At 71.3% G+C, this 25232-nt stretch carries 20 protein-coding genes and 1 pseudogene; 12 read left to right on the forward strand and 9 right to left on the reverse strand.

Annotation, left to right across the window (positions count from 1 at the left end; genetic code table 11):
- Positions 1–34: 34 nt before the first annotated feature.
- Both JAV76_RS07290 and JAV76_RS07295 read left to right on the forward strand, forming a co-directional pair.
- Complete coding sequence (locus JAV76_RS07290) at positions 35–1108, forward strand: COG1361 family protein (RefSeq protein WP_198733388.1); 1074 nt, start codon at positions 35–37, stop codon at positions 1106–1108.
- Between the two features lie 120 nt (positions 1109–1228).
- Positions 1229–2227 (forward strand): DUF4232 domain-containing protein, encoded by a 999-nt coding sequence (locus tag JAV76_RS07295; RefSeq protein WP_198733389.1) that lies wholly within the window; start codon positions 1229–1231, stop codon positions 2225–2227.
- 187 nt (positions 2228–2414) lie between these two features.
- Here JAV76_RS07295 and JAV76_RS07300 read toward each other — a convergent pair whose 3' ends face one another.
- Together JAV76_RS07300 and dnaB are read right to left on the reverse strand one after the other, a co-directional pair.
- A complete protein-coding gene (locus tag JAV76_RS07300) occupies positions 2415–3131 on the reverse strand; it encodes a class I SAM-dependent methyltransferase (RefSeq protein WP_198733390.1) in 717 nt (238 codons plus the stop codon).
- A 229-nt stretch (positions 3132–3360) separates the two neighbouring features.
- Positions 3361–5706 carry a replicative DNA helicase gene (dnaB, locus tag JAV76_RS07305; protein WP_198733391.1) on the reverse strand — a complete coding sequence of 782 codons (2346 nt, stop codon included), beginning with the start codon at positions 5704–5706 and terminating at the stop codon, positions 3361–3363.
- Positions 5707–6038: 332 nt separating this feature from the next.
- Here dnaB and JAV76_RS07310 point away from each other — a divergent pair, with 332 nt between their 5' ends.
- Entirely contained in the window at positions 6039–7364 is a 1326-nt protein-coding gene (locus JAV76_RS07310) for an MATE family efflux transporter (protein ID WP_198733392.1), read from the forward strand.
- 78 nt (positions 7365–7442) lie between these two features.
- On the opposite strand, the gene rplI is transcribed toward JAV76_RS07310, so the two are convergent.
- The 5 genes from rplI to JAV76_RS07335 all read right to left on the reverse strand — a co-directional run bounded on the left by rplI (position 7443) and on the right by JAV76_RS07335 (position 11784).
- Positions 7443–7892: a 50S ribosomal protein L9 gene (rplI, locus tag JAV76_RS07315; RefSeq protein WP_198733393.1), complete on the reverse strand. Its 450-nt coding sequence runs from the start codon at positions 7890–7892 to the stop codon at positions 7443–7445.
- Between the two features lie 16 nt (positions 7893–7908).
- Positions 7909–8145 (reverse strand): 30S ribosomal protein S18, encoded by a 237-nt coding sequence (gene rpsR / locus JAV76_RS07320; protein ID WP_198733394.1) that lies wholly within the window; start codon positions 8143–8145, stop codon positions 7909–7911.
- Between the two features lie 83 nt (positions 8146–8228).
- Positions 8229–8726 carry a single-stranded DNA-binding protein gene (locus tag JAV76_RS07325; protein ID WP_198733395.1) on the reverse strand — a complete coding sequence of 166 codons (498 nt, stop codon included), beginning with the start codon at positions 8724–8726 and terminating at the stop codon, positions 8229–8231.
- Positions 8727–8788: 62 nt separating this feature from the next.
- Positions 8789–9076: a 30S ribosomal protein S6 gene (gene rpsF / locus JAV76_RS07330; RefSeq protein ID WP_198733396.1), complete on the reverse strand. Its 288-nt coding sequence runs from the start codon at positions 9074–9076 to the stop codon at positions 8789–8791.
- Positions 9077–9276: 200 nt separating this feature from the next.
- A complete protein-coding gene (locus JAV76_RS07335; RefSeq protein ID WP_198733397.1) occupies positions 9277–11784 on the reverse strand; it encodes a transglycosylase domain-containing protein in 2508 nt (835 codons plus the stop codon).
- Positions 11785–12102: 318 nt separating this feature from the next.
- Here JAV76_RS07335 and JAV76_RS07340 point away from each other — a divergent pair, with 318 nt between their 5' ends.
- From JAV76_RS07340 to JAV76_RS07350, 3 genes are all read left to right on the forward strand, one after another.
- A complete protein-coding gene (locus tag JAV76_RS07340; protein WP_198733398.1) occupies positions 12103–12789 on the forward strand; it encodes a PadR family transcriptional regulator in 687 nt (228 codons plus the stop codon).
- A complete protein-coding gene (locus JAV76_RS07345; protein WP_198733399.1) occupies positions 12786–13883 on the forward strand; it encodes an inositol-3-phosphate synthase in 1098 nt (365 codons plus the stop codon). The genes JAV76_RS07340 and JAV76_RS07345 overlap by 4 nt, the downstream gene beginning before the upstream one ends.
- A gap of 123 nt (positions 13884–14006) precedes the next feature.
- Entirely contained in the window at positions 14007–15461 is a 1455-nt protein-coding gene (locus tag JAV76_RS07350; protein WP_230402016.1) for an MFS transporter, read from the forward strand.
- On the opposite strand, the pseudogene JAV76_RS07355 reads toward JAV76_RS07350, so the two are convergent.
- Positions 15418–15636: pseudogene (locus JAV76_RS07355) on the reverse strand (rhodanese-like domain-containing protein); the annotation flags it as partial. The gene JAV76_RS07350 and the pseudogene JAV76_RS07355 sit on opposite strands and share 44 nt — an antisense overlap.
- Before the next feature lie 137 nt (positions 15637–15773).
- The gene (locus JAV76_RS07360) at positions 15774–17285 is read right to left on the reverse strand and encodes a CCA tRNA nucleotidyltransferase (RefSeq protein WP_198733401.1); all 1512 of its coding nucleotides are present in this window, start codon (positions 17283–17285) and stop codon (positions 15774–15776) included.
- A gap of 50 nt (positions 17286–17335) precedes the next feature.
- On the opposite strand from JAV76_RS07360, the gene JAV76_RS07365 reads away from it, so the two are divergent.
- The 6 genes from JAV76_RS07365 to trxA all read left to right on the forward strand — a co-directional run bounded on the left by JAV76_RS07365 (position 17336) and on the right by trxA (position 25221).
- Positions 17336–17923: an NUDIX hydrolase gene (locus JAV76_RS07365; RefSeq protein WP_198733402.1), complete on the forward strand. Its 588-nt coding sequence runs from the start codon at positions 17336–17338 to the stop codon at positions 17921–17923.
- Positions 17920–20247 (forward strand): DUF6049 family protein, encoded by a 2328-nt coding sequence (locus JAV76_RS07370; RefSeq protein WP_198733403.1) that lies wholly within the window; start codon positions 17920–17922, stop codon positions 20245–20247. Before JAV76_RS07365 ends, JAV76_RS07370 begins: the two co-directional genes overlap by 4 nt.
- The gene (gene murJ / locus JAV76_RS07375) at positions 20244–21908 is read left to right on the forward strand and encodes a murein biosynthesis integral membrane protein MurJ (protein WP_307844068.1); all 1665 of its coding nucleotides are present in this window, start codon (positions 20244–20246) and stop codon (positions 21906–21908) included. Before JAV76_RS07370 ends, murJ begins: the two co-directional genes overlap by 4 nt.
- A gap of 59 nt (positions 21909–21967) precedes the next feature.
- Complete coding sequence (locus tag JAV76_RS07380) at positions 21968–23821, forward strand: protein kinase family protein (protein ID WP_198733404.1); 1854 nt, start codon at positions 21968–21970, stop codon at positions 23819–23821.
- A gap of 78 nt (positions 23822–23899) precedes the next feature.
- Complete coding sequence (trxB, locus tag JAV76_RS07385; RefSeq protein WP_198733405.1) at positions 23900–24892, forward strand: thioredoxin-disulfide reductase; 993 nt, start codon at positions 23900–23902, stop codon at positions 24890–24892.
- Entirely contained in the window at positions 24889–25221 is a 333-nt protein-coding gene (trxA, locus tag JAV76_RS07390) for a thioredoxin (protein ID WP_198733406.1), read from the forward strand. The genes trxB and trxA overlap by 4 nt, the downstream gene beginning before the upstream one ends.
- Positions 25222–25232 lie beyond the last annotated feature (11 nt).

Here is a 25232-nt window from a genome sequence, read left to right on the forward strand (position 1 = left end):
CCCCCGGTCCGCGCTCCCCCCTTGAAGGACGAAGATGCCTGATCGACGACCCAAGACCCCGCCTGCTCGTGCGTTTCTCTCCGCCGTGGTGGCGACGCTCATCACGGCCGCCTGCCTCGGTGTGCCCGGCCCCGCGGCCGCCAACGAGAACGACGTGACCTGGGGGGTGCGCACGGCGTCGAACGACAACGGTGCCGACAGGGACAACTTCGCGTACACCCTGGACCCGGGCGAGGTCGTCGACGATGCGCTCGTCGTGACGAACCACCACTCCGGGCCCCTGCAGCTGGCCGTCTACCCGGCCGACGGCTTCACCACGGCCAGCGGGGTGCTGGACCTCGTCACCCAGGACACCCCCTCGGTGGCGGTGGGCAGCTGGGCGGCGATCGCCGAGGACACCCTGGAGATCGCGCCGGGAGCATCCGTCGAGGTCCCGTTCACCCTGAGCATCCCGGCCGACGCCACACCGGGCGACTACGCCGGCGGCATACTCACCTCCCTGTCCCAGCCTGCCCTCGAGGACGGCATCACCGTGGACCGCCGCCTGGGGGTCCGGCTGCACGTCCGGGTGCAGGGGGACCTGGTGCCGACTCTGGCGGTCGAGGACCTGGCCGTGGACTACGACGGCACGCTGAATCCCTTCGGCAGCGGCACCGCGCTGGTGACCTTCACGGTGCGCAACGCGGGCAACACCCGCCTGGCCGCCGGGCAGGACGTGACCCTGTCGGGGCCGTGGGGGGTCCTGCCCGTCGAGGCTGCCGACGTCGGCGCCGTGCCGGAGCTGCTGCCGGGCGAGAGCTGGCCGGTGTCCGTGTCGGTGCCGAGCGTCCTGCCGACCTTCTGGCTCACCGCCACCAGCGAGGTGACCGCGACCGTGCCGGCGGTGGCCGGTGAGGCGCCGGGGATCGCGCCGGTGCGGACTAGCACGGGTACCTGGGCCGTCCCGTGGTCGGCGCTAGCCCTGCTCGTCGTGGTCGTCGGCGGCGTCGTGGCGCGGGTGCTCGTCGTGCGCCGCAACCGCAAGCAGCGCCGCCTGGCCGAGGACCAGCGTGTGCAGGAGGCCGTGGACCGGGCGCTGCGCGAGAAGGAGCAGACCACCGCGGTCTGACGCAGTCCTGGTCCGGAACCTGTATGAGGACTTGTTGCCGGACCCGATAGAGCAGTCAGACGTGTCGCGGCGTGCATGCGATCCGGGTGGCCGCAGCGCGCGGCGTGCGAGCATGCGGTCATGCCGAGAGCCATGACCCTCACCGCCGTCGCCGCCGCGCTCGTCGCCGGCGTCGCCCTGCTCGTCACGGCGCATGGTGACGACGGCGCACCCCAAGCTGCCCCCGAGGTGCGCCTTGCGGGCCCCGGACCCGCGCTGCCGGCGCCGCCCGTCTCGGATGGCGCCGCGCCGCCGTGCGGACCGGCGGACCTGGACATCGCCGTCGAGGTCGTCGACCGCGCCAGGGGCAACGGCTGGGCCCGCCTACGGGCGGTGAACCGCGCCGACCGGGCGTGCACGCTCGCGGGCGCGCCGCCGCTCACCCTCGACCAGGACGGTCCGCTCCTCCTCGTGATCGACCACGGCTCCGAACTCCTGCCTGCGGTCGACGCACCAGAGGAAGTCCGCCTCGAGCCGCGCGCGTCGGCGTCGGCCCAGCTCGCCTGGCGTGGCTACGGGACAGCCGCGGACACTACAACCCCGCAGACGATCGGCGTCGGCATGGCGGACGGCTCCCTCGTCGTCGCAGCTCCCGGACCGCGGGGCTTCGAGGCGCCGTTCGACGTGGTCGACGGCGCGTCCATGACCGTCGGGCCGTGGCAGCCGCTCGGGTATGGCCCGCCGCGTGTGGACGAGCCGCCGCTCGAGCCGGGCACATCGGGCGCATGCCTCGCGGAGGACCTGGTCGCGTCCGTGGACGGGCCGCAGGCGCCCGGGAGCGGCGCGCAGGAGTCGGAGGAGCTCACTGGCCGGGTGTGGCTGACGCACATCGGCCTGGGGCCGTGCGTCGTGCCGCACGAATTCAGCCTCGCGCACGAGAGCGGCGGCTCGGTGGCGGCGCACCTCGACGACGTCCTGCCAGGGCGGGACGTCGCGCTGCGGCCCGGCGACGCGGTGAGCGCACGGCTGCCGTGGCCGGACATCGAGCCTGTGCTCGACGCGCCCGCGCAGTGGTCGGCGCGGGTCGGTCACACGGATGGTCGAGTCCCGTTCGTCGTGGACGGCGGCCCCGGCGTGTGAGACGCGCCATGCCGGCCCTGTGTGTCGCGCCGTCGTGCAAAGTACGTCGCACCGTCTCCGCCCGCTGATAGACGACGTAGGTGGATGCCGCGCTCTCGACATGGCGTCCGAGAACGATTTTTCTGGGTCGACCGACTCGGGTTGTGGTCGGGCGCTTCGAAAGGTGGTAGCCCGGAAGAGGCCGACCTCAGGGACGTTGCGCGCGCAGCAGCAGCAGGGCCGGCCGGTGGCGGTGTACCTGCAGATCAGCACGCTTCTGCACTGCCGCAGGAGATGGCGACGGCTCATCCAGCGCGGTCAGCACCAATCCGGCTTGCAGGAGCTCACTCACCACGGTGCTAGTCGTCCGGTGGTACTTGATCACGTCTTCGGTGTACCAGTGGGTGTGCCGCACGCCCTCCTCCGCGTAGTTCGCCAGCACCCATCCGCCTTCGTTGCTGCGCGCGGGGGCGGCGGTGACGACTGGATGCTCCATCGAGGCCACCAAACGCCCTCCCGGGCGCAACCATGACGCGATGCGCACCAGCAGCCCTGCCAGGTCCTGGATGTAGTGAAGCGCGAGGCTGCTGACCACCAGGTCTACCGAGGCATGGGGCAGGCACAGGTCTTCGGCGAACAGCTGCTCGTAGCGGATTCGAGCGTCCTCGGTGCGTGCCCGCGCCAGCGCCAGCATGCGCATGGAGGGGTCAACTCCGAGCACGCTGGCTGCGCCTGCCTCGGCGAGATCGCGGGCTAGTGAACCATCACCACAGCCGAGGTCCACGACGTCCGCGCCCTCGACGTCAGGCAGCAGAGCGCGAAGCGCCGGCTGCTCCAAGGCTTCGTTCAAGCCGGACTGCGTAGCGCGCAACTGCTGGTAGCCGGAGAAGAAGACCTCGTCGTCGTACACGTTCTGCCTGGCCATGGCCATGATCGTAGGATCCGAGCCCTCATCGTGTCGATGACCGCTCCGCCTCCTGACGCCGCGAGTCCCCCCGCTGACGTTCGCGACGATCTGGTCGGCGCCCTAGGCCCAGTCCGAGCGGGGGGTAGCAGCACTTCGTCGGACCCGATGGCAACGTCTACGAGCTCGTATCGGCCAGGCGGAGGAATGCGCAACCTAGATTGCACGTCCACGCCCCAACAGGCGTGGACTACGCCTGCATGTCGACGAACCGCGAGTAGTGCCCCTGGAACGCGACGGTGATGGTATCGGTGGGGCCGTTTCGGTGCTTGGCGACGATGAGGTCGGCCTCCCCCGCGCGGGGGGACTCCTTCTCGTAGGCGTCCTCGCGGTGGAGGAGGATGACCATGTCCGCATCCTGCTCAATTGACCCAGACTCGCGCAAATCAGACATCGCGGGTCGCTTGTCGGTGCGCTGCTCGGGGCCACGGTTGAGCTGCGAGATCGCGATGACGGGGACCTCGAGCTCCTTGGCGAGGAGCTTGAGCGCACGGGAGAACTCGGAGACCTCCTGCTGGCGGGACTCCACGCGCTTCCCGGACGTCATGAGCTGCAGGTAGTCGATGACCACGAGCTTGAGGTCGTGCCGCTGCTTGAGGCGCCGGCACTTGGCGCGGATCTCCATGAGCGACATGTTCGGGGAGTCGTCGATGAACAGGGGCGCCTCGGAGATCTTGCCCATCGTCCCGGCGAGCTTCTGCCAGTCGTCCTCGCCCATGGACCCGTTGCGCATCTTCTGCAGGTGGATCCGCGCCTCCGCCGCCAGCAGACGCATGGTGATCTCGTTCCGGCTCATCTCGAGCGAGAACACCACCGACGTCATGTTGTGCTTGATCGACGCGGACCTCACGATGTCGATCCCGAGCGTCGAGTTGTGCGTCGGCACCATCGCATCGCCGGCGAGATACATGTGGTCCGGGTGGTCTACCTCGACACAACGAACAGGGACGGAAGCGATGGGCCGCACGTCCACGATGAACCGGTTGGTCAACCGAGCGGTCGACTTCCGACGACGCTCCTTGTGGACCAACCGCTTCCGCTCGAGGGCGAACACCTCGTCGTCCGTGGTGAACGTGATCGTGTGAGCCGTCGAGCTCGCGACAGACCGCCCGCGCACAGATCGCGTGGACCACCCGGTCCGGTACCCGAGGCTGTGCACGAGCTCACGGACGTCACCGGCGAGCGCCGCGTCCGTCAGGGTGATCTGCGGGCTGCCCGTGGGGTTCACGGTGCCGTCGGTGTCGAGGAGCCCTGCGAGGAGCTCCCTGCGCTGTGCCTCGCTGGCGCGCAGGTACGTCGCGGGGATGCGCTTCGCGTTCATGATCCCCAGGGTCCGGAGGATCTCGTCCCGCCCGGCCCTTTCCTGGGCGACCAGGCCGAAACCCTCGATGCGCATGGCGATCTCAGGGTCCGCGGAGGTGAATCGCGCGGACGCGGAGTGGCCGTCCCCGAGCCAGACGCCCAGCGCATAGGGGTGGAGCGGAAGGTCGGCCTCGGGGAGGTCCAGCGGAAGTGAGTTGCGCACCGAGTGGTTCGCACGTCGGTCGGCTGTTGCGCACCGCAGCGTGGCCGCGATCTCCTCGGTCGTCCTGATCGCCGACGGGCCGTCGGCCTTGCGGCGAGACGCACGGTCCCGCGTGACCCACTGGTGCTCGGCGTCCGCGACGATCACGGTGCCGTCGTCGAACTCCACCTCGTAGCAGGGGCGGTCGGTCATGACCTCCGTGGCCGCGACCACGCGCGTGGGGGTCCCGTCCGCGGAGACCAGCTCGTCGCCCACCTGGACGGCGCCCATGGTCGTCCACCCGGTCGGGGTCGCCAGCGGCGTGTCGAGGGCCAGCGCCTTCCCGATGGCCGGCCTGGCTGCTAAGACGATCATCTGCCCCGGGTGGAGGCCGTTGGTGAGCCGGTCGAGGTCCGCGAATCCCGTGGGGACACCCACCATGCCCTCGCCGCGGTGGCCGGCGGCCTCGATCTCGTCGACCGCTCCCCCGATGACGTCACCGAGGACGGCGTAGTCCTCGCTGGTGCGGGTCTCCGTGACGGCGTACACCTCGGCCTGGGCGTTGTTCACCAGGTCGTCGACGTCACCACCGTCCGTCGCGTACCCGAGCTGCACGATGCGCGTCCCCGCCTGCACCAGGCGGCGCAGCACCGCGCGCTCCCGGACGATGCGCGCGTAGTACCCGGCGTTCGCGGCCGTCGGCACCATGGAGATGAGGTCGTGGATGTACGGCGCCCCGCCGACGCGGCCCATCTCGCCGCGCTTGGTGAGCTCCGCGACCACCGTGATGGCGTCGGCGGGCTCGCCGCGGCCGTACAGGTCGAGGATCACGTCGTACACGAGCTCGTGCGCCGGGCGGTAGAAGTCCGTGCCTTTGAGCTGCTCGATGACGTCCGCGATGGCGTCCTTCGAGATGAGCATGCCGCCCAGGACGCTCTGCTCCGCCGCGATGTCCTGCGGGGGCGTCCGGTCGAACGCGGGGCTCGAGGGTGCCGACGACCCGTACCCCGACTCGAGCTCGTCGATCGACATGTGCCCCGCCCTGCCTCGTGGTCCGTGCGTCCAGAACTACACCGCGCCCCTGACAAGACCGTGTGCTCCGTGCGCACGCTACGGCAGCGACGGCGCCGATCCAAACGCCCCCACGGCGGTTATCCACAGGCTTTTCCCCACCCCTGGGGACAACTTGGCGCCCGGCTGGTCACACCTCATCCACAGTGTGGAAAGCGGTGTGGACAACTGTGCAGAACATGTTGACAGTGACGAGTTCCACGCCCGCAACCCCCGGATTGCAACGATCTCGCGACCACCCGGAATCTCGCCCCTCCACCCATCCACCCCTCGGGATCTGAGAGGATCACTGGGTGGACCAGCCCTCCCGGAGCCTCGACCGCACCATCCTCGCCCTCGCCGTCCCCGCACTCGGGGCGCTCGTCGCCGAACCCGTCTTCGTCCTCGTCGACTCCGCCGTCGTCGGCCACCTGGGCACCCCCGAGCTCGCCGGGCTGTCCCTCGCGTCCACGCTCCTGCTCACCCTCGTCGGGCTGTGCGTGTTCCTCGCGTACGCCACCACCGCGTCCGTCGCCCGCCGCCTCGGCGCCGGCAAGGAGGCCGAAGCGCTGCAGTCCGGCATCGACGGCATGTGGCTCGCCGGCCTCCTCGGCCTCGCCCTCGGCGCCACCCTGTGGCTCGTCGCACCCACCGCCGTCGGGCTCATGGGCGCCACCGGCGACGTCGCCACCCACGCCACCACCTATCTCCGGTGGTCGGCGCCCGGCCTCCCCGGCATGCTCCTCGTTCTCGCCTCCACCGGGGTGCTCCGCGGCCTCCAGGACACCCGCACACCGTTGTGGGTCGCGTCCGGCGGCGCCGTCGCCAACGCCGCCCTGAGCGTGGGGCTCGTCTACGGCGCGGGGATGGGGATCGCGGGGTCCGGGCTCGGCACCGCCATCGCGCAGGTCGCGATGGGTGTGGTCCTCACCGTCGTCGTCGTGCGGGGCGCCCGCCGGGCGGGGGCGCGGCTGCGGCCCGCGTCGGGCGGCATCTGGGCGAGCGCCCGCAGCGGCCTCCCCCTGCTCGTCCGCACCGTGTCCCTGCGCCTCGCCATCCTCCTCACCGTCTTCGTCGCCACCGGCCTCGGCGCTACCGCCCTCGCCGGGCACCAGGTGGTGAACAGCGTGTGGAACCTCGCGGCCTTCGCCCTCGACGCCCTCGCCATCGCCGCCCAGGCCCTCGTCGGGCACCGCCTCGGCTCCGGCGACGTCGTGACCACACGCGCCGTCCTGCGCAGGACGCTGCAGTGGGGCGTCGGGGCGGGTGCGCTCCTCGGCGTCGTCATCGCCGCGGGCGGCTGGTGGTTCGCGCTCCTGTTCACCAGCGACCCCGACGTCCGCGTCGCCGTCGCCGTCGGGATGGCCGTCGCTGGCCTGCTCATGCCCGTCGCCGGGTGGGTGTTCGTCCTCGACGGTGTCCTCATCGGCGCGAGCGACGGCCCCTATCTCGCGTGGGCTGGCCTCGCGACGCTCGCCGCGTACGTGCCCGTCGCCCTCGCCGTCCACGCGTGGGCGCCCGAGGGACCGGTCGGCCTCCTGTGGTTGTGGGTCGCGTTCGCCGGGGTGTTCATGCTCGCCCGCGCGGTGGTCACGGGGCTGCGCGCCCGCGGTGAGGCGTGGATGGTCGCGGGCGCCTGACGACCCCGGACGCACCGAGGGCCCGGCACCTCCCCGTGGGGTGGTGCCGGGCCCTCGGCCGTCGTGCAGACCGTGAGGTCAGGCGGTGACGACGTTCACCGTGATCTTCGCCGAGACCTCGGCGTGGAGACGCACGGAGACCGTGTACTCGCCGACAGCCTTGATGGGCTGGGCGATCTCGATCTTGCGCTTGTCGACCGTGACGCTGCCGACCTCGGCGACCGCAGCAGCGATCTCACCGGTGGTGACGGCACCGAAGAGACGACCGCCGTTGCCGGCCTTCGCCTTCACGGTGACGGCCTTCGACTGCAGCGAGTCACGCGTGGCCTTGGCCTCGTCGAGGGTCGCGATCTCGCGGGCCTTGCGGGCCTTGCGGATGGCGGACACCTGCGACTCGGCACCCTTGGACCACGGGGTGGCCAGGCTGCGCGGGATGAGGAAGTTCCGGGCGTACCCGTCCTTCACATCGACGACGTCCCCAGGTTCACCGAGACCGGTGACCTCGTGGGTCAGGATGAGCTTTGCCATGAGTTCAGCCTCCTTCTCAGCGTGCCGAGGACGAGTAGGGAAGCAGGGCCATCTCGCGGGCGTTCTTCACGGCCTTCGCGATCTGACGCTGCTCCTGGACGGTGACACCGGTGACGCGACGGGCGCGGATCTTCCCACGGTCCGAGATGAACTTCCGGAGCAGGGCGGTGTCCTTGTAGTCGACCGTCTCGATCTTGGCCGACTTCAGCGGGTTGGACTTCTTCTTGGGCTTACGCACAACGGGCTTGGCCATTGCGACTTCTCCTTACACAAGGGTGCTCCCCGGCGGCAGGCCCGAGGGCCGTGCCGGTGAGCGAAGCATCTACGTGGTGGGGGTCAGAACGGAGGCTCGTCCGCGAACGAGCTGCCGCCCGACGAGGACGCCGGACCTGCGGTCGCCCACGGGTCCTCCGACTGCTGGCCCCCTGAACTGGCGCCGAACCCGCCCCCGCCTCCGCCGCCGCCCGAGCGCTGGGCCCGGGTGACCTTCGCGGAGGCGTACTTCAGGGAAGGACCGATCTCCTCGACCTGGAGCTCGACGACGGTGCGCTTCTCGCCCTCACGGGTCTCGTACGAGCGCTGCACGAGGCGGCCGGAGGCGATGACACGAGTTCCCTTGGTGAGGGTCTCGGCCACGTTCTCGGCTGCCTCACGCCAGATCGAGCAGCGCATGAACAGCGTGTCGCCGTCCTTCCACTCGTTGCTCTGGCGGTCGAACGTCCGCGGCGTGGAGGCCACGGTGAAGTTCGCGACGGCTGCCCCTGACGGGGTGAAGCGGAGCTCCGGGTCCCCCGTGAGGTTCCCGATCACCGTGATGACGGTGTCACCTGCCATGCGATCTCTCCTTGAAGGTTCGTGTGCGGGTTCGTACGAGGCGTGCGGGTGAGAGCGTGTGCTCAGACGTCCGCGCGCAGGATCTTGGTGCGCAGGACGACCTCGTTGAGGCCGAGCTGACGGTCCAGCTCCTTGGCGGTCGCGGGCGTGGCCGTGAAGTCCACCACCGCGTAGATGCCCTCGGACTTCTTCTGGATCTCGAACGCGAGGCGACGGCGTCCCCAGATGTCGACCTTGTCGACGGTGCCACCCTCGGTCGTGACGACCGACAGGTACTTGTCGAGCGACGGGGCGACGGTGCGCTCCTCGATCTCGGGGTCGAGGATGATCATCAATTCGTACTGACGCATGTGTGTAACCCACCTCCTACGGACTCAGCGGTCACGGTCTCTCCGTGACAGGAGGGTTGTGCGTACGTGCCGGGTGCCGGTCCGCACCGATAGGCGGCGGGACGAGAGCACAGGCAATGACACAGCATACGGGCCCCGCACCACCGCGAGGAAATCGGTGGTGCGGGGCCCGTCCGTGCGCCCGACGAGAGGGACGGTGGTCAGCCGCCGCTGTTGCTGTTGTTGTTCTGGTTGTTGTTGTTGTTCTGTCCCTGGGTGGGTGGCGTCGTGGTCGGTGCCTGCGAGGGCTCCGGCTGCGGGGGCTGTTCGGGCTCCGGCTCCGGCTCCGGCTCCGGCTCCTCCACCGGGGGCGGTGGCTGCGCGGGCCCCTGGGAGACGGTGACGATCACGGTGGATCCGGGCGGCACCATGGTTCCCTCGCCGGGACTGACGCTGATGACCCGACCGGAGGGGACGTTGGGGTCGTTCACCCGCGAGATCGACGGGTTGAGGCCGGCCGCGGAGAGGGCCGCCGTGACGTTGCCCTCCTGCCGCCCGGAGAGGCCGCCGGGCACCGCGACCTGCTCGACCTCGACGGGCTCCTCCGTCTCGGGTTCCTCCGTCGGTTCCTCGGTCGGCTCGAACGTCGCCGTGGGCGTCGGGCGCGGCTTGGTGCGCTCGGGGAAGTCCACGACCGGGCGGTTGGTGAGCATCTTTCCCATGTACGACGTCCACAGGTCGAGGGGTACCGAGCTGCCGGTGATCTGCTTGTACCCGCCGAACGGCGCGATCGATTCCTTGGCGCCGCCCTCACCGGTCTGGTACAGCGAGACCGCCGTGGAGAACTGCGGCGTGTAGCCGACGAACCACGCGGACTTGTTCTCCTGCGACGTCCCGGTCTTCCCCGCGACCGGGACTCCGAGGGACAGCGCCTTGTCGCCGGACCCGTTCTTCACGACGCCCTCGAGGGCGTACGTGAGCTCGGCGATGTCCGCCGGGTCGAACACCGAGGTGCCCGACGTCGAGGCCTCGTACACAGGGCTGCCGTCGAGCTCGGTGATGAACTTGAGGATGTGCGGCTCGATGTAGGTGCCCTGCGCGGCGAAGGTCGCGTAGGCGCTCGCCATGTCCACGGGATTGACGAAGGCGGTACCGAGCACGTTGGACAGCACGTTCTCGCCGATCCCGTCGGTGTCCGACGGGACACCGGCGCGGACCGCGACCTCGTTGGTCTTCTCCGGTCCGATCTCCTGGTTGAGCTCGACGTACACCGTGTTCACGGAGTTCGCGGTCGCCGCCTCGAGAGTCATCTGACCGAACGACGAGCCGCCGAAGTTCCCGACCGTGTACCCGTTGAAGGTCCGTGGGCTGTTGCCGTCGTACGTGTCGTAGAGCGTCTTGCCCGACTCGATCGCGGCGAGGAGCGTGAAGGGCTTGAACGTCGAGCCCGCCTGCGCGGTCTCCATGGTGGCCGCGTTGAGCTGGTCAGCGGTGAAGTCCTTCCCGCCGTACAGGGCGAGGTAGGCGCCGGTCGACGACTCGATGGTGACGATCGCCGTCTTGAGGTTCGCCGGGGCGTCCGCGGGCATCTCGGCCGCGGTCGCCTCCGCGGCGTCCTGGATGGGCTTGTCGATGGTCGTGACGATCGACAGCCCGCGGGTCATGAGCTGGTCCTCGTCGATGCCCGCTTTCGCTGCCAGCTCGTCCTGGACCATGTCGAGGAGGTACCCGGTGGGCCCGCCGAGCGTGTTCTTCTGCTCGTACGCGAGGGCCTCGGGATACACCTGGGCGTCACGCTCGGCCTGGCTGAGCCATCCTCCGGAGACCATGCCGTCGAGCACGTAGTTCCAGCGCTGCTCGGACTTCTCGCGGTCGTTCCGGGGGTCCCAGTTGGTGGGCGAGGGGATCACGCCCGCGATGACGGCAGCCTCCGCGACGGTGAGCTCGACGGCCGGCTTGCCGAAGTACAGCTGCGCCGCCACCTCGATGCCGTGGGCCCCTCGGCCGAAGTAGATGGTGTTGAGGTAGTTGGTGAGGATCTCGTCCTTGTCCTGCGACTGCCCCAGCTTGACCGCGAGGAGCGCCTCCTTGAACTTCCCCACGTAGTCCTTGGTGGTGTCCATGTAGTAGCGCTCGGCGTACTGCTGGGTGATGGTCGACCCACCCGTGGTGCGCCCGCCCCTGAGGTTCCCGAGGAACGCCCGCGCCATGCCCTGCGGGTCGATCCCCGCGTTCTCGTAGAACGACCGGTCCTCCGCCGCGACCACGGCGTGCTTCACGTGGTCGGGGATCTGCTCCGACTTGAGGATCACTCGGTTCTCGAGGGCGAACTTCGCCATGGGTGTCGCGCCGTCCGCGTAGAACACCGTGCTCGCCTGCGACTGCGGGGTGTCGAGCGCCGACGGGATCGTCGTGGTCGCGTACGCCGCGAAGACCAGCCCGCAGACCAGCGCGATACCGGTGAGCATCGACCCGAGGACGAACCGCCATGACGGGATCCAGCGGTGGACCCTGCCCTTGCCGGCGCGCGGGTAGTTGAAGAAGCCCTTCTTGCTCCCGGCACGAGCCGACCGCGCGCTGCGGCCGCTGCCGGAGCGCGACGCGGTGGTGGTCCGCGCGGACGCGGTGGTTCCACGCGCGGACGATCCTTGCGCGGGAGTGCGTGCGGGGACTGCTCGGCCAGCGGTCCGCCCGGTGGGGCGGATCGGACGGTTGCTCGAGGTCGGCACGGTGACCCTTCCTACGGACGACAAGACGTCGGCGGCGCTGCGGGGGGCGGGCGCTCGGCCGGACGGATTCCTGGGACGGACCCAGATACCCAGGGTGAACTCTAGGGGTACGTCGCGCCGATCCCCCATCCCGGTGCCCCTCCGGGGACAACCCTCTCCACGAGATCCGCGCCTCCTTCACAACCCTCCGGCGGGTCCATCCTTGCGATCGACCGGGTGAAGGCCTAGCCTGTCGATGTATCGGCCCGATACATCGCACGGTCGATACGACGGTCGGTACGGACGGCCACCACCCCACCCAGCACACCGAGGAGAGCCATGCGCGGGAAGTCGACGGTCCTCGAGACCGCGATCCTCGGCCTCCTCAGCGACTCCGAGCTCCACGGCTACGAGCTGCGCAAACGGCTCAACCTCGTGCTCGGGTCGTTCCGGGCGCTCTCCTACGGATCGCTGTACCCGTGCCTGAAGACCCTCGTCGCACGAGGCTTCATCGTGGGGGCAGCATCGGTCGAGGCACCCCCGCACGCCCTGTCGGGCAAGCGGGCCCGGATCGTCTACACGCTCACGGCCGAGGGCAAGGAGCACCTCCAGGAAGTGCTCGCGTCGTCCGGCCCGGCGTCGTGGGAGGACGAGAGCTTCGACGTCCGGTTCGCCTTCTTCGGGCAGACCGACGCGGAGACGCGCATCCGGATCCTCGAGGGGCGGCGCAGCCGTCTCAACGAGCGGCTCGAGGCCGTCAAGGAGTCGTCCACGCGCACCCGCGAGCGGCTCGACGAGTACACCCTCGAGCTCCAGAGACATGGTCTCGAGCAGGTCGAACGTGAGGTTCGATGGCTCGACGGCCTCATCAACACCGAGCGCGACCGTCGTCGTGCCCGGACCACGGGGGCGACCCCGGGCGCCAGCCTGACGGCGGACGCACACCCAGCAGGACAGCACGACACCGGCAACACACACACTGTCGACGGCGATGGCCGCGGCACAGACAGCAAGGAGCGAGGATGACTGCCATCCGCGTCGCCATCGTTGGCGTGGGCAACTGCGCCACGTCGCTTATCCAGGGCGTCGAGTTCTACCGGAACGCCGACAAGAACGACACCGTGCCCGGACTCATGCACGTGCAGTTCGGCGACTACCACATCTCCGACCTGGAGTTCGTCGCGGCGTTCGACGTCGACGCGAAGAAGGTCGGCTTCGACCTCTCGGAGGCCATCCTCGCCTCGGAGAACAACACCATCAAGATCGCGGACGTGCCCCCGACCGGTGTGACCGTCCAGCGCGGCCACACCCACGACGGCCTCGGCAAGTACTACTCCGAGACCATCGAGGAGTCCGACGCGGACCCCGTGGACATCGTCCAGACCCTCAAGGACGTCCAGGCCGACGTCCTCGTGTGCTACCTCCCCGTGGGCTCCGAGGTGGCCGCGAAGTTCTACGCGCAGGCCGCGATCGACGCCGGCGTCGCGTTCGTCAACGCCCTGCCCGTGTTCATCGCCTCCGACCCCGAGTGGGCCGCGAAGTTCGAGGCGGCGGGCGTGCCCATCGTCGGCGACGACATCAAGTCGCAGGTCGGTGCCACCATCACGCACCGTGTCCTCGCGAAGCTCTTCGAGGACCGCGGCGTCGCGCTGGACCGCACGTACCAGCTGAACGTCGGCGGCAACATGGACTTCAAGAACATGCTCGAGCGCGAGCGTCTGGAGTCCAAGAAGGTCTCCAAGACGCAGGCCGTCACGTCGAACCTCACCGGCTCGCTCAGCGGCAAGAAGGACGACCGGAACGTGCACATCGGCCCGTCGGACTACGTGGCGTGGCTCGACGACCGCAAGTGGGCGTACGTGCGCCTCGAGGGCCGCGCGTTCGGCGAGGTGCCCCTGAACCTCGAGTACAAGCTCGAGGTGTGGGACTCCCCCAACTCCGCCGGGATCATCATCGACGCCGTGCGCGCCGCGAAGATCGCGAAGGACCGCGGCATCGGTGGACCCATCCTCTCCGCGTCGACGTACTTCATGAAGTCGCCGCCGGTGCAGATGGAGGACACCGCGGGCCGCGAGCAGCTCGAGGCCTTCATCCGCGGGGACGCCGACGCCCAGCGCTGACGCTGAGCAGAGCAGAGCGGCTGGGACGCTGCTTCCACGACGGGCCCGGTGCGTCATGCACCGGGCCCGTCGTGCGTCTGCGTGAGGGCCCGCGGCAGACGGACGGACCCGTAGGCTGACGGCATGCGCGTCGCGGAGGACCTGAGGACTCTGCTGGGTCTCAGGGAGCTGCGCAGGCTGTTCGCCGTGCGGATGGTGAGCCAGTCGGGCGACGGTATGTTCCAGGTGGGACTGGCCACCCTGTTCTTCTTCTCGCCGGAGTCCCAGGGGACGGCCGCGAGCATCGCGGTGGCGTTCGCGGTGCTCCTCGCACCCTTCACCCTGGTGGGTCCGTGGGCGGGCGTCCTGCTGGACCGGTGGCGACGCCGACGGGTGCTCGTCGTGTCGAACCTGCTGCGGGCCGTGCTCGCGGTGACGGTCGCGGTGATCGTGCTCGGCGACGGCGCTCCGGCGTCCGTGTACGTGCTGGCCCTGTGCACCCTGTCCGTCAACCGGTTCCTGCTGGCCACGCTGTCGGCGTCGCTGCCGCGCGTGGTGGACGGCCCGCTGCTCCTCACGGCGAACGCGATCGTCCCGACGCTCGGCGCCGGCGCGGCCGGGGTGGGTGGCGTCCTGGGCCTGCTGCTCGGCCTCGCCGTGCCTGCAGGTGCCGGGCGTGACGCGGCGTCGCTCGGTGCCGCAGCGCTCCTCTTCGCGGTAGCCGCCGTCCTGGCGCTCGGTTTTCCCACGGGCCTGCTGGGCCCGGACGTCCGCGGTCCGCGCGCACCGGTGCGCCGACAGCTGGGCGAGCTCGGGCGTGGACTCGTCGAGGGCGCACACGCCCTCGTGGCGCTCCGTACCCCCGCGCAGGCGCTGCTCGTCATGGCCGCGCACCGGTTCCTCTTCGGGGTGATGTTCGTGTCGAGCATCCTCGTCTCCCGCAACCTCCTCGGCGACGACGCGGCGGAGAGCACGGGGCTGGGGACCTTCGCCCTCGTGCTGGGCGCGACCGCGGTCGGCTTCGCTGCGGCCGTGGTGCTGAGCCCGGTCCTCGCGGCGCGGTACGGATCGCAGGCGTGGGTGACGGTGTGCCTGCTGCTGGGGTGCGTGTCGCAGGCCCTCCTGGCGGTCCACCTGGACCTCGTGACGATGCTCGTGGGTGCCGTCGGCCTCGGGCTGTCGGCGCAGGGCGCGAAGATCGCGGTGGACACGGTGGTCCAGCGCGACACCCCGGACCGGATCCGTGGGCGGGCCTTCGCCCTGTACGACGTCCTGTACAACGCGGCGTTCGTGGGTGCTGCGGCCGTCGCGGCGCTGGTGCTCCCGGACACCGGGTACTCGGTGAGCGCGTTCGCGTCCCTCGCCGTCGCCTATGCGGTGCTGGCCGTCGTGTACGGCCGGTGGGGTGCGCGAACCCCTCGCACCGCCAGCACCTGGCCCGCCGGGATCCTCGGGAACCTGCGGGTCAGCGCCCGGTCTCGACGGGGCGGCCGGAACGTGCCCACTCCTGCGTCCCGCCGGCCACGGAGACGGCGTCGTACCCCTGGGCCTCGAGAAACTGGGCGGCCTGGAGGGAACGCACGCCCGCCGCGCAGATGACGTAGACGGTGCCGTCGGCGGGGATCGTCGAGTGCTGCTCGACGAAGCTGCTCAGGGGCACGTGGTGCACGCCGGGCACATGGCCGGCCACGTACTCCTCGTCCTCCCGGACGTCGACGACGTACGCGCCGTCGGCGAGCGCGGTCTCGGTGGTGGGGATGTCGACCTCGCGCATGGGTGCTCCTCGGTGTGGGTGGTGCCGGTGGGTGGTGCCGGTCGGTGCCGGTCGGTGCTGGTCGGTGCTGGGCCGGGTCGTCGTGCCTGTTCCACGTGAAACGTCGAGCGTGCGGCGAGGCTCGGCAGCCCGCCGCCTCACCCTTCCTGCGTGGCCCACCACGCGAGGAGCTCCTCGCGCGCCGCCTCCGGACCCAGCGGACCACGGTCCAGCCGCAGCTCCATGAGGAAACGGTACGCCCGCCCCACGGCCGGACCCGGCGGCACACCCAGCGCCGCCATGATCTGCTCACCGTCCAGGTCGGGGCGCATCGCCGCCAGCTCCTCCTCGCCTCGGAGCTTCTCGATACGGGCCTCGAGCTCGTCGTACGCCGACGAGAGGCGCTGCGCCTTGCGCCGGTTGCGCGTCGTGCAGTCCGCGCGCGTCAGCCGGTGCAGCCGCTCCAGGAGCGGACCGGCGTCCGTGACGTACCGGCGCACCGCGGAGTCCGTCCACGCCCCGTCGCCGTACCCGTGGAACCGCAGGTGCAGCTCCACCAGCCGCGACACCTGCTTCACCGTCTCCTTGTCGTACCGCAGGGCGCGCAGGCGCTTGGCCGACATCTTCGCCCCCACCACCTCGTGGTGGTGGAAGCTCACCGTGCCGCCCGCCTCGAACCGGCGCGTCGCCGGCTTCCCGATGTCGTGGAGCAGCGCCGCGAGACGCAGCACCAGGTCCGGGCCCGGCACCGGACCCTCCGGTCCCGACTCGAGGTCGATCGCCTGGTCGAGGACCGTCAGGGAGTGCTCGTACACGTCCTTGTGGCGGTGGTGCTCGTCCACCGCGAGCTTCATCCCCGTGAGCTCCGGCAGCACGTGGTCCGCCAGGCCCGTCTCCACCAGGACCTCGAGGCCCGCCCGGGGCGAGCGCGACAGCAGCAGCTTGTCCAGCTCGTCCCGCACCCGCTCCGCCGACACGATCGTCACCCGGTCGGCCATCGCCACGATCGCCGACCAGGCCCCAGGGTCCACCGCGAACCCCAGCTGGGCGGCGAACCGTGCCGCCCGCATCATCCGCAACGGGTCGTCGTCGAACGACCGCTCCGGCTCGATCGGGGTGCGCAGCACCTGCGCCGCGAGGTCCACCAGACCGTCGTGCGGGTCGACGAACGTCAACGACGGCAGCCGCACCGCCATCGCGTTCACCGTGAAGTCACGCCGCGACAGGTCACCCTCGAGCGTGTCACCGAACGCCACCACCGGCTTGCGCGACGCCGGGTCGTACTCGTCGGAGCGGTAGGTCGTGACCTCCACCACCACGTCGGGCTCACCGTCCCGCCCGCGGCGCGACGCGCCGATGGTCCCGAACTCCCGTCCGATGTCCCAGTGCGAGTCGCCCCAGCGGGCCAGCAACGCCTGCGTCTCGTCCGGCGACGCCGACGTCGCGAAGTCGAGGTCGGCGCTCGACCTCCCCAGGAACGCGTCACGCACCGGACCGCCCACGAGCGCCAGCTCGTGGCCCGCCGCCTCGAAGACCGCACCCAGCTCCGTCGCCGCCGGCGCCATGTGCGCCAGGACCGCCGTCGCGCGCCGCCTCAGGAGCGCGACCTTCTCCGCGAGGCCCTCGTCGTCGGACCCGCTCACCGGATTCCCGGCGCTCTCACTGCTCATCGGCTGCTGCACAGCATCAAAGCCTGCCAGATAAAGATAAAGTGGCCGACATGTCCACCGCCGCGCACCCCGAGGGCCGCGCACCGGTCCCTGCGCCGCCGGGTGGCCACCCCCTGCGGCGAGACCCGCGCGCCACGCGCCCGGTCACCGGGTCCCCGCTGCCCGGCTCCTCCTCCGACCTCCCCGTCGTCGAGGAGACGTCCGCCGGCGGACTCGTCGTCGAGACCCTCGACGGCCACTTCCACGCAGCCGTCATCGCCCGCCGCAACCGGGCCGGTCGCCTCGAGTGGTGCCTGCCCAAGGGCCACCTCGAAGGCGTCGAGACCGCCGAGGAGGCCGCCGTCCGGGAGATCGCCGAGGAGACCGGCATCCTCGGCTCCGTCCAACGCCGCCTCGGCGTCATCGACTACTGGTTCACCGGGGACGACCGCCGCGTCCACAAGGTCGTCCACCACTTCCTCCTCCACGCCGTCGGCGGTCACCTCACCGTCGAGGGCGACCCCGACAGCGAGGCCGAGGACGTCGCCTGGGTGTCCTTCGACGACCTCCCGACCGTCCTCAGCTACCCCAACGAGCGACGCCTCGCCGCCGCCGCCCACGCCCTCCTCACCCACTCCGGGGACACCACCCGCCGATGACCACGACCGACGCCCGGCGCCCCTCCCGACGTCCCCGACGCGACGCACGCCCCGGCCGCCCGGCCACCGCGCTCCACGCCGCCGTCGCCGCGCTCCTGACCGTCCTCCTCGCCGTCACCGGCACCCTCGCCACCGCCGTCGTCCCCGGCCCCGGCACCGCCACGGCGACCGCCGAGACGTCCGACGGCCCCGTCGACGTGACCCTCACGTCGCTCACCCCCGAGACCCTGCGCCCGGGGGACACCCTCACCGTCGTCGCCACCCTCACCAACACCAGCGGTGCCGACATCACGTCGCCCGTCGCCCGCCTCAGCCTCGCGCGGAACACGCTCGACACCCGCAACTCCATCGCGTCCTGGTCCACCGCCGAACGCTCCTCCACCCTCGGCACCACGCTCCTCACCACACCCCTGCCCGACACGCTCGCCGCCGGGGCCACCACCACCGTCGAGCTCACGGTCGCCGCCGACGAGCTCAACCTCCGCACCGGCTACGCCGCATGGGGACCCCGCGGCCTCGCCGTGTCCGTCACCGGGGTCACCGACGGGTACTCCGCCGTGGAACGCCTCGGCGTCCTGCGCACCTACGTCGTCTGGTACCCCCTCGACGACACCGCCGTCCAACCCCTCTCGGTGAGCGTCGTCGTCCCCGTCGTCGGACCGCCCGCCGACCCCCTCGCACCCGAGCGGACCACCGAGGCGCTCCGTGAGGAGACCGCGCCCGGCGGGCGCCTCGAGAGCCTCCTCGCCGGCACCCAGGCCGTCCCGGGCGTCACCTGGGCCGTCGACCCGGCCCTCGTCGAGCAGCTCCTCGCCGACGACACGCCCACCGGCGACACCGCAGGCACCACCACCACCGGCGGGGCCTCCTGGGCGCAGCGCTTCCTCGAGGCCACCGCCGCCGGGGAGACCTACGCCCTCCCCCGGTACGACCAGGACATCAGCGCCTACGCCGCGGCCGGGCTACCCCTCCCCGTGCAAGGACCGCTCGGGGAACCCTTCTCAGGATGGCGCACCGACCTCAGCTGGCCCGCGGACGACGCGCCCGCCACCGACGTCCTCGACCTCGCCGTGCGGTCCGGGGCAGGGACCGTCGTCGTCGGCAGCGGCACCTTCGAGCCCGTCGTCGAGCTGCCCTACACCGCGACCGGGCTCACCTCCGTCACGACCCCCTCCGGGACCGCCGCAGCCGTCCTCCCCGACGCCACCCTCACCACCCTCCTGCTCGACGCCCCCGGGCCCGTCGGGACCACCGGCACGACCACGGCGTCCACCCCCGCCGCCGCCCGCCAGCGGATCACCGCCGAGCTCGCGGTGATCTCCCGCGAGCGCCCCGCCCAGGCGCGCCACGTCGTCATCACCGCGCCCCGCGACTGGTCGCCCGGCGCCGACGTGCTCCAGGCGCAGCTCAACGGGATCACGGCCGTCCCCTGGGCGACGATCGCGCCCCTGTCCGCGCTCCTCGCGGGCGGGGACCCGGGCATCCCCCGCACGCCGGTGCCCGCGGACACCACCGCGCTCGGCGCCGGAGCCGTCGACGGCGACACCCTCCGTCAGGTCGGACGCACCGCGCAGCAGGCCCAGACGTTCGCGAAGATCGTCACCGATCCCGGGGCCCTCACCCGACCCGTCACCGAGTCCGCGGTCGCCGTGGGGTCCGTCGCGTGGCGTGGCGACCCCGACGGCCGCGCCCTGGCCGTCGAGCACCAGGCCCAGCACCTCGCCGCGCTGCGTGGTGCCGTCTCCGTGGTCACCGGCAGCGACTTCAACCTCATCAGCACCGGGAGCGAGATCCCCGTCCAGGTGCGCAACGACCTCGGGCAGGCGGTCACGCTCCTCGTGGAGCTCGAGCCCGACAGCCCTCGCCTCGTCGCCGACACCCGCGTCCCCGTGACCGTCCCCGCGGGCGGCGACGCGAGCGTCACCGTGCCGGTGCGCGGCATCGGCAGCGGAGACGTCACCACCGAGGTGCACATCCTGTCCGCCGACGGCACCCTCGTGGCCGAGCCGGCGACCTTCAAGGTCCGTGTCCGTGCCGACTGGGAGAACCGTGGCACCCTCGTGGTCGCCGTCCTCCTCCTCGTCCTCCTCGGTGCCGGTATCTGGCGGACCGTGCACCGAGGTCGCTCCGAGCGCAGGGCGTCCGCCGCTGTCGTCGAGCAGCTCGAGCACAGCGAGCAGACCGGGGAGCTCGACGCGCTCATCGACGCCCAGGACTCCGGTACCCTTCCCGGGGTCGACCCCACCGGCGCGGCCGCCACCAGCCACGACGCCCTGCCCGAGACGCCGGACCGTCCCACCACACCGCCCCGGAGCACCCCGTGACCGCAGAACCCGAGACCGGGAAGTCCTCCGTCGGCCGCAGCTCGCTCGTCATGGCGTCCGGGACCGCTGTGTCCCGTGCGCTCGGCCTCGTCCGCAACCTGCTCCTCGTGGCCGTCATCGGCGCCACCGGGTCCATCGCCGACGCGTTCGACATCGCCAACAAGGTCCCCAACATCCTCTTCGCGATCATCGCGGGCGGGGTGCTCAACGCGGTCATCGTGCCCCAGGTCATGCGCGCGTACCGGTCGCCGAACTCCCAGGAGTACCTCGACAAGCTCCTCACGCTCTCGGGCACCGCGCTCCTGCTCCTCACGGCGGTGTGCACCCTGGGTGCGTCGGTCACCGTGGGCATCTACATCGACGAGAGCTGGTCCGCGGCGCAGGTCTCCCTCGCCGTCGCGTTCGGGTTCTGGTGCATCCCCCAGCTCTTCTTCTACGGCCTGTACACGCTCCTCGGGCAGGTCCTCAACGCCCGCAGCCAGTTCGGGCCGTTCATGTGGGCACCGGCCCTCAACAACGTCGTGTCGATCATCGGGTTCTCCGCGTTCCTCCTCGTCTACGGCGGATCGGCGGTCAACGGGGACCTCGGCGACTGGAGCACCGGCAAGGTGACCCTCCTCGGGGCGGTCGCCACCCTCGGTGTCGTGTCCCAGGCCCTCGTGCTGATCATCCCCCTGTGGCGCTCCGGGTTCCGCTGGCACCTGCGGTACGGGGTGCGGGGCGTCGGGCTGCGGTCCGTCGGACGCGTCGGGGCGTGGACGTTCGCGGCCGTGCTCCTCGACCAGCTCGCCGTGTGGGTGACCACGAAGATCGCCACCGCGGCACCCGTGACCGCCCGCGCCGACGGGTACGACGGCCTCGCCGTCGCGGGCAACGGTGCCTACACGCAGGCGCTCATGGTGTACCTCCTGCCCCACTCGCTCGTCACCGTCTCCATCGCGACCGCCCTCTTCACCGGGATGAGCGCCGCCGCCGCGCGCGGCGACGTCGAGACCATCCGTGCCACCGTGTCCCGCGGCCTGCGCGTCATCGCCGTGTTCACGGTGTTCGCGACGTCCGTCCTCGTCGTCCTCTCCCAGCCCGCCATGAAGCTCCTCGTGCCGACGCTCCCCGCCGAGGACGTCGTCGTCGTGGGCCGCGTCATGCTGGCCATGGCCCTCGGGCTCGTGCCCCTGGGAGCGATGGTCCTCATGAAGTGGGTGTACTTCGCGTTCGAGGACGGGCGCACCGTCTTCCTCATCCAGATCCCCGTGACCATCGTCCTCATGGCCGGTGCGTGGGTCGGGTCCCTCACCCTGCCCGCCCAGTGGTGGGTCGTGGGGATCGCCGCAGCGATGTCGCTGTCCAACCTCGTCGCCGTCCTCCTGCGCGTCGGCGGGATGGTCAAGCGCCTCGACGGGCTCGACCTCTCGCGCATCCTGCGCCTGCACGTCCAGCTGGTCATCGCCGCGGCCGTCGCCGGCGGCATCGGGTGGTTCGTCCTCAAGGTGTGGGAGTTCGAGCCGGGCGACTCCTGGTTCACGGCCCTCGGCGTGACAGCCCTGGTCGGGACGACCATGACGGCCGTGTACGTGCTCGCCCTGCGCCTCATGGGCGTCGAGGAGCTCACCGGCCTCGCGGAGCCCGTCATGAAGAAGCTGGGGCGCCGCCCCCGCAGGTGACCCGCGTACCATGTTGGCGGTGCTGACATACTCCGACGACTCGTGAATGGAGCCTCTTGGTGGACAGCGTGGAACGCGGCACCCTGGTCGTGGCCAGGTACAGGCTCGTCGAGCCGGTCGCGAGCGATCTCGACGGGGTGAGGGCCTGGGAGGCCACCGACCAGATCCTCGACCGGTCGGTCCGCGTGAGCCTCGTCGACGGTGACCACGCAGCGCTGACCCTCGACGCCGCACGACGCGCCGCGCTCGTCTCCGACAGCCACCTCACCCGCGTCCTCGACGTCCTCCACGACGCCACCAAGAACGTCGTCGTCACCGAGCCCTACCTCGGGCAGACCCTCGCGGAGCTCGTCGCCGACGGCCCGCTCCCCGCCGCCCAGGCCCGCGCGATCATCGGGCAGGCCGCCAAGGCGCTCGAGGTCGCCCGGCGACGCGGCGTCCACCACGGCGCCCTGCGCCCCGCCTCGATCCGTGTGCACCGCGGCCGGGTGAGGGTCACCGGCCTCGGGATCGACGGGGCGCTCCAGGAGCCCGACCACTCCGCCGACGCCGCCGACCGCGCGTCGCGGGCCGACACCGTCGGTCTCGTCGCCCTCCTGCACTTCGCCCTCACCGGGGTCCTCCCCGCCGCCGGGCAGCAGGCACGAGCCCTCCACCCGGGCGCGCCCCTCCCGGAGCACGTGCAGGAACCGGGCGAGCCGCTCGCGCCGCCGAGGGAGATCAACGCCTCCGTCCCGAACGACCTCGACACCCTGTGCGTGGTCACCCTGGGACCCAACGACGACGGGCCCCACACGCCCGGCCAGCTCGTGACAGAACTCGCACCCTGGGATGAGGACGACGTGCCGCAGAACGCCGAGCCCGAGACGGTCGGACCGCCGGAGCCCGCACCCCCCACCGGGGTGAACCGCCAGTCCGTGCGGTCGATGACCGGCACCTCCGCCGGTTCATCGATGCCCGGCACCCCGCCGCCCGCCGGTCCCGTCCGACGCACCGGCACCGGACGCGTGCCGCGCGTCACCGCACCGCTGGCCGCAGGAGCAGCCGCGGGCGCCGCGGCGTCACCGAGCACGGGCGGAACCGGCGTCGTGCGCACCTCGTACTCCGCGACCCGCACCGGGGCCCTGCCCCCGTCGTACCACCCGGTGGACGAGCTCGCGGACCACGAGCCCGCGGCCCACACGGGCAGCCTCGACTCGCTCGCACCCGCCCCGATCGGCGACCGCAGCTCCGTGGACCGCACGTTCAGCTCGATGGTCCCCGCCAAGCAGGGCGGGCGCCGTATGAGCATCAACCCCACGTCGGTCGTGCTCGTCCTCATGATCGTCCTCGTGGTCGTCGGGGCCGCGTGGGCCATCAACTCGATCGGCAGCGGGCTCGGCCCCGCCGTCGTCGCTCCCGACGGCCGGCCCACCGAGGGCACCGGCGACGAGGCAGCGGCCGGCGGCGAGGAACCGCCACCCGCCGAGGAGCCTGCCGCCGCGCCACCCGTCATCACCGGTGGCGTGCTCGTCGACATGCCGGGAGCCGAGCAGTACGACTACCCGGAGCTCGCCGCCCGTGCGGTCGACGGCGACTCCACGTCCGCCTGGTACACGCGCACCTACAACACCCCCCAGTACGGCGGGCTGAAGGAGGGCGTCGGCCTGAACATCACCCTCGAGGCGCCCGCCACCGTGTCCGTCGTCTTCCTGTCCACCGAGAACCAGGGAGGCAACGTCCAGGTCCGTGCCACGGACCCGGCGAACCCCAACGGTGGCGAGCTCCTCGCCGAGGGGCCACTCACCGGCGAGACCGCGCTCCAGCTGGCGGCACCCGTCGAGACGCAGAGCATCGTCCTGTGGTTCACCGAGCTCCCGCAGGCCGCCGACGGCGCCAACCGGGTCCACCTGTACGAGGTCGCGCTCTCCTGAGCCGCCACGGGGAACAACCACCCGGACCCCCATGTTGACGTCCACGACGCACCCGACCACCGACCGAAGGACCCCATCGTGACCGAACAGTCCGCGCCCATCCTCGACCTCGTGATCGTGGGGTCCGGCCCTGCCGGCTACACCGCGGCGGTGTACGCGGCGCGCGCCGGGCTGTTCCCCGTGGTCGTGGCGGGCTCGGTCACGGCCGGCGGCGCGCTCATGAACACCACCGAGGTGGAGAACTTCCCGGGGTTCGTCGACGGCATCATGGGCCCCGACCTCATGGACAACATGCAGAAGCAGGCCGAGCGCTTCGGCGCCAAGGTCGTGTGGGACGACGCCGAGGTCCTCGAGCTCACGGGCGACGTCAAGACCGTCCGCACCTCCGGTGGTGAGGTGTTCCGCGCCCGCACCGTCATCCTCGCGACCGGCTCCGCGTACCGCGAGCTGGGCCTGCCCGACGAGAAGCGCCTCTCGGGGCGCGGCGTGTCCTGGTGCGCCACCTGTGACGGCTTCTTCTTCCGCGACCAGCACGTCGTGGTCGTCGGCGGAGGGGACTCCGCCGTCGAGGAGGCCACCTTCCTCACCCGGTTCGCGTCCAAGGTCACCCTGGTGCACCGCCGTGACACGCTCCGCGCCTCGAAGATCATGGCCGAGCGCGCCGCAGCCGACCCGAAGATCGAGTTCGCGTGGAACACCGAGGTCACCGCCATCCACGGCGACGACAAGGTCGAGGCCCTCACGGTGCGCGACACCGTCACCGGGGCCGAGTCGCGGCTCGACGCGACGGGCGTGTTCGTCGCCATCGGCCACGACCCCCGCACCGGTCTGGTCGCCGGTCAGGTCGACCTCGACGGCGAGGGGTACATCCAGGTCGAGGGACGCTCCACCCGCACCAACCTCCCCGGCGTGTTCGCCTGCGGCGACGCCGTCGACCACACCTACCGCCAGGCCATCACCGCCGCAGGGTCCGGGTGCTCCGCAGCGCTCGACGCCCAGCACTACCTGGCGTCGCTCGTCGACGCCCAGGCTTCCCCCACCGAGCTCGCCGACGCGCTGGAGGCACTGTGAGCACCGTCCCCGTCACCGACGACACGTTCCGCACCGAGGTCCTCGAGTCCGACGTCCCCGTCCTCGTGGACTTCTGGGCCGACTGGTGCGGCCCGTGCCGCATGGTCGCCCCCGTCCTCGAGGAGCTCTCCGAGGAGTACGCCGGGCGCCTGAAGATCGCCAAGCTCGACACCGAGGCCAACCCGGCGACCACCGCCGCCTACGGCGTCACCTCCATCCCGCTGCTCAACGTCTACCGCGGCGGCGAGCTCGTCCGGTCCATCGTCGGGGCACGCCCCAAGAGGTCCATCGCCGAGGAGATCGACGCCGTCCTCGACGGCACCGTCTGACACGTCCCGGA

The organism is Sanguibacter suaedae (genome assembly GCF_016342785.1).
GTDB classification, from domain to species: Bacteria; Actinomycetota; Actinomycetes; order Actinomycetales; family Cellulomonadaceae; genus Sanguibacter; species Sanguibacter suaedae.